The sequence below is a fragment of the Longimicrobium sp. genome (assembly GCF_036554565.1).
In the GTDB taxonomy this organism is placed as follows: domain Bacteria; phylum Gemmatimonadota; class Gemmatimonadetes; order Longimicrobiales; family Longimicrobiaceae; genus Longimicrobium.
In genome coordinates, this window is record NZ_DATBNB010000247.1 from 1 (window position 1) to 5,077 (window position 5,077).

The window sequence follows — 5,077 nt, forward strand, 5'->3', positions numbered from 1 at the left end:
GGGCATTCCGGCGGACAAGCTCGATGCCATCTTCGAGCCGTTCGTGCAGGTGGACCCGGCGCTCACCCGCATCGCCGAGGGAACCGGGCTGGGGCTGGCCATCAGCCGCGACCTTGCGCGCGCCATGAACGGGGACCTGCGCGTCACCAGCCGCGAGGACGAGGGGAGCGTGTTCACCCTGGTGCTTCCGCGGGGGAGCGCCTGAGCGGGCAACCATCTTCGGCCCCGCCACGTCCTATGCGTGCGTGAAGGGCATCAGCGACGCACCGGCGCACTTCCGCACGCAGGCACGGTCCCTTAGTTTGCAGGGATTTTGCCCCAGCAGGCACCCTGTCCCACACGAGCGCCCCCGATGAACCAAGCCGCCCAGACCGCGCGGGTAACCCCGACGCGGACGGAGCCCGTTTTCGCCGCCGAGACGTACCGCCCGCCCTTCCTGTGGGCGTTCGCCGCGGCTGCCGCGCTGTTCGTGCTGTACGCCATCACCCTGGCGCCCACGACGGCGTTCTGGGACACCAGCGAGTACATCGCCACCGGGCACGTGCTGGGCGTTCCGCATCCGCCGGGAAACCCCACCTTCGTCCTGGTGGCCAAGGCCTGGTCGCTGCTGCTGTCACCGCTGGGGCTGCCGGTGGCCGTGCGCATCAACCTCTTCTCGGCGTTCATGACGGCGGGGGCCTCGTTCTTCTGGTTCCTCGTCGTTCACCGCATCCTGGCGTACTTCACCCCCAGCGAGCTGGTGCGCCGGGTGGGCGCCGCGGCGGCGGTGATCGTTTCGGGAACGGCGTTCACGGTGTGGAACCAGAGCAACGTGAACGAAAAGGTGTACACCGTCACGCTGTTCACCATCGCGCTGATGTCGTGGGTGGCGTTCCGCTGGCGCGACCGGGTAGAGGCGCACTCCGGGCAGAAGACCGGCCGCTGGCACGACGACAACGCCATGCTGTTCGTGCTGTACGTGCTGGCGCTTTCCATCGGCAACCACAAGATGGCGTTCCTGGCCGCGCCGGCCCTGCTCATCTTCCTGGTGCTGGTGAAGTGGCGCTCGCTGCTCAACTGGAAGCTGTACGCGTTCGGCGTGCCGGTGGTGCTGCTGGGCCTTTCCATGCAGCTGTACCTGCCCATCCGGGCGGGGCTGAACCCGGTGATCAACGAGGCCTCGCCCACCTGCCAGCAGGATGCCGGGCTGGGCGCCGCCATGACCACCATCTTCACCGACGGCAAGGCCGACGCCGGCTGCGAGATGCTGGGCTCCGTGCTGCGCCGCGAGCAGTACCAGAAGCCGCCCGTGGGCCAGCGGATGGCGCCGTTCGGGATGCAGATGGCGAACTTCTTCCAGTATTTCGACTGGCAGTGGTCGCGGTCGCTGCAGGGGCGCCAGGGCTACCTGCCCGGGGCCCGGCTTCCGTTTACGCTGCTGTTCCTGGGGCTGGGCATCTGGGGCGCCATGGAGCACTACCGGCGAGACAAGAAGAGCTTCTGGTACATTGGCACCCTGTTCTTTACGCTGTCGATCGTGCTGGTGTTCTACATGAACTTCAAGTACGGCTACGTGCAGGGGCAGGTGATCAACCAGCCCGAGACGGAGGTGCGCGAGCGCGACTACTTCTACATCTGCACCTTCTCCGTCTGGGGGCTGTGGGTAGGAATCGGGCTGACGGCGCTGTGGCTGCGCCTGGCCGACAACCTGGGGCGCACCCGCAAGGCGATCCTCACGGCGGCGCCGGTGATGCTGGTCGCCCTGCTCCCGCTGGGCCTCAACTGGAAGTACGCCACCCGGGCGGGCGACTACGCGGCGCGCGACTTCGCGTACAACCTGCTGCAGTCGGTGGAGCCGTACGGCGTGCTGATCACCAACGGCGACAACGACACCTTCCCGCTCTGGTACGTGCAGGAGGTAGAGGGCATCCGCCGCGACGTGACGGTGATCGTGATGTCGTACCTGAACACGGGATGGTACGTCAAGCAGCTGCGCGGCCTCAGCCAGCCGTGCCCGCGCCCCGGTGCGTCCGAGGCCGATCCCACGGTCATCATCTGCCAGCGGCCGTTCGACGCAGCCAGGGCCCCCGCGTTCTACGCCGCGGCCAACCGGGCGCCCACCCGCGCCATCGTGCCGCTGACCGACGTGCAGATCGACCAGGTGGCGGCGGGATACGCCCAGCAGGCGGGCGAGGGGATGACGTACCAGGCGCGCGGGCAGACGTTCACCATCCAGCCGGGCACCGTGCTCAGCCCCGCGCATCAGTTCCTGGCGGTGATGCTGAACCACGCCTGGGGCGACCGTCCCATCCACTTTGCGTCCACCACCTACACGCACGCCGAGCTGGGGCTGCTGGAGCACGTGACGCGCACAGGGATGTCGTTCAAGCTGGTGACGCCGCAGGAGGCGCAGGCGGCCCAGCTGACGCGGATGCCGGCGGACCCCAACATCATGCAGTTCACCGGCGGCTACATGGACATCGACCGCAACCGGGCGATGCTGGAGCGCGAGGCGCAGTACCATGGACTGGCCCAGAAGGCCGTCTGGGCGGATGACGCCACGCGCAACATTCCCATGCAGTACACCTACGCATGGCTGGCGCTGTCCACCGCCGAGCGGGTGCGCGCCAACGAACAGCAGGCCGTGCGCGACGAGGCCCGGGCCCAGGAATTCCAGGCGCTCGCCGAGCGCTGAAACGCGCCGCTTCCCGCTCTGCCCGAAGCGCCCCTCCGTACCTTCCGGAGGGGCGCTTCACGTCGCGGGACGATTGAGAATCATTCGCAAGCTGTTGCCAGAATGAAGTTTGCGAGGTTTATGGCCCGTAGCTTGCCTGAGTATGGAGCCGGGCACGACACCGATACTCAACCGGAGAGGTCACACCATGCAGAATCCCCTGGAGAGGGCGCAGGCGCAGACGTCGGTGGTGGGCGCGTGCACCGTGACGGACTGCAAGTTCAACGAACACCACGAGTGCCACGCCGGGCAGATCGAGGTGCGCGTGAGCGGCAGCGGCGCCGAGTGCGGCACCTACACGCCCGAGGGCAACACCCGTCCGCGCCCGTAGTTCGCGACGGACCTGCCTCACGAGCCGGGCGCCCCTCCAGCTAGGGGCGCCCGCTTTTTATCTGTCATCCATGGGGGAGCGCCCCAGGCCTCCCCGGGCGAATGAATTCGCTGCAACAACCACACGATGTCCACCTTCGTGGACTGGCCTGCTGTGGGGTGGCCTCCACGATGGAGCGCGTCCCGGCTTCTGCCCTGCTTCGAGTGCTGCTTCTCAGCTGATCGCACCACCCTCAGCCCGGGCAATCTGTCATCCAGAGGCCCGGGCGCACCGAACCGGCCCGCAGTGCATACCATGCAGGGCCGTGGGATCTTGTCGCGGATGCCTCTTGGCTGGGGCGCGGCAGCGACACGGAACCATGGGCCTCGGTCCTGGTCCTCGCCCGGGGGAGTGCCCCAAGCCTCCCCGGGCGAATGAATTCGCTGCAACAACCACACGATGTCCACCTTCGTGGACTGGCCTGCTGTCGTGTGCCCTCCACGACGAGGCACGCCCCGGCCTCTGCCCTCCATCGAGGTCTCCTGCGATGGTGGCCGCAAGAGAACATCTCCCTCGTGGACGCTCCTGCCCACTTCTGCCGCACACCCTGTTCATGTGCCGCCACACACTCCGCATTCTGCCAGTGAGATGGACGGAATAGCCGGGCGTGAACGTTCGCAATGTAGACGGTAGCACATTCCGTTTACTTCATCCTAAATACACGATTGGCAACCACTTAGGGAGTTGATAGCGAAGGCTTGATTCGGATTTTATTCGGTATTACTCTTGCTTGCCCGGTGACGGGAACCGTGAATTGTCACCCCCAGGCAGGACCGCAAACGTGAGTGCCGCACCCGACCTCAAGCTGCTTCGCGCGAACCTGGAACAGCGCTTCGGCAGCGCCATCGTGCCGCTGCCGGGGCAGGCGCCGTCGCGCGAGCAACCCGGCTTTCGCACGGGCGTGGCGGCGCTGGACGCGCTGGTGCCCGGAGGCGTTCCCCGGCGCGCGCTGACGGTGTGGGCGGGCGAGGCCACCGCCGGCCGCACCGCCGCGCTGCGCGTGCTGGTGGAGGCGGCGTGCCGCGACGTTCTGGTGGCGCTGGTGGATGCCACGCGCACGCTGGACCCGGCCTCGTGGTGCTGGGAAAACGGGCACTCCGCGCCGGGGCTGTGGGTGGCGCGTCCGCCCAGCGCCGGGCAGGCGATGGAGGGGGCGTGGGTGGCCGAGACACTGCTGCGTACCGGGGCCTTTGCCCTGGTGGTGCTCGACGGCCCGGCGCCCGAGCCGGTAGAGGCGCACCGGCTGCGCGCCCTGGCGCGGGAGACGGACGCGGCGCTGCTGCTTTCCACCGACGGCGCGGGCCCAACTTGGCGCGCCGACGTGAAGCTGGAGTTCCGGCGCACGGGCGTGGGCCGGGTGGGGCTGCGCGAGGGCGGGCGCTTCCGCCGCCCCTCGGTCGTGGGGATGGCCAAGGGCTGGGGCGCGCGCACGGGCCAGCGCGAGGTGGAGCTGGTGCACGAGCCGGCGGCCCGCCTTCGCCCCGACAGCATCCCCGACCGCCGCGCCGGCGCACGCCGCGGAGGCAGCGCATGGGACGCGTAGCCACCACCCAGGCCCTCACCCGGCCTCGCTTAGGCTCGACCACCCTCTCCCACAAACAGCGTGGGAGAGGGGGTACACTTCGAACTGTGGTGCGTGGCCACGGGCCCGGTGCTCGGGCCGGCGCCCCCCATCCCCAACCCTTCACCCGCAAACTGCGCGGGGGAAGGGAGCCAGCCCGGCGCGTAACGCCAGCCGAAGCGCAATTCAGGTCTCCCCCTCCCCTGCGCAGCGGGGGACGGGGGCCGGGGGGAGAGGGCTGCCGCGGCGTGCACCGGCAGCCAGTCGAAACGCGGTCGAAGTTCCCCTCTCTCCCGCGCAGTTTGCGGGGGAGAGGCCGGGAGAGGGGGCTCCCGAGGCATGCGCCGATCCCGGTCGAAACGCGCTCGAAGTTCCCCCCTCTCCCGGCGCAGTTTGCCGGGGGAGGGGCCGGGGGAGGGGCCCCCGATCGAAC

General features: G+C 68.9%; 4 protein-coding genes. All 4 read left to right on the top strand.

Features of this window, described 5'->3' with window-relative positions:
• The coding region (locus VIB55_RS06695; RefSeq protein ID WP_331875895.1) for an ATP-binding protein at positions 1 to 205 on the top strand (205 nt) is incomplete at its 5' end.
• A gap of 147 nt (positions 206 to 352) precedes the next feature.
• A complete protein-coding gene (locus VIB55_RS06700; RefSeq protein ID WP_331875896.1) occupies positions 353 to 2,674 on the top strand; it encodes a DUF2723 domain-containing protein in 2,322 nt (773 codons plus the stop codon).
• Between the two features lie 187 nt (positions 2,675 to 2,861).
• A complete protein-coding gene (locus tag VIB55_RS06705; RefSeq protein WP_331875897.1) occupies positions 2,862 to 3,044 on the top strand; it encodes a DUF1540 domain-containing protein in 183 nt (60 codons plus the stop codon).
• Positions 3,045 to 3,864: 820 nt separating this feature from the next.
• On the top strand, positions 3,865 to 4,626 hold the full coding sequence (locus VIB55_RS06710) for a hypothetical protein (protein WP_331875898.1): 762 nt from the start codon (positions 3,865 to 3,867) through the stop codon (positions 4,624 to 4,626).
• The last annotated feature ends 451 nt before the right edge of the window (positions 4,627 to 5,077 follow it).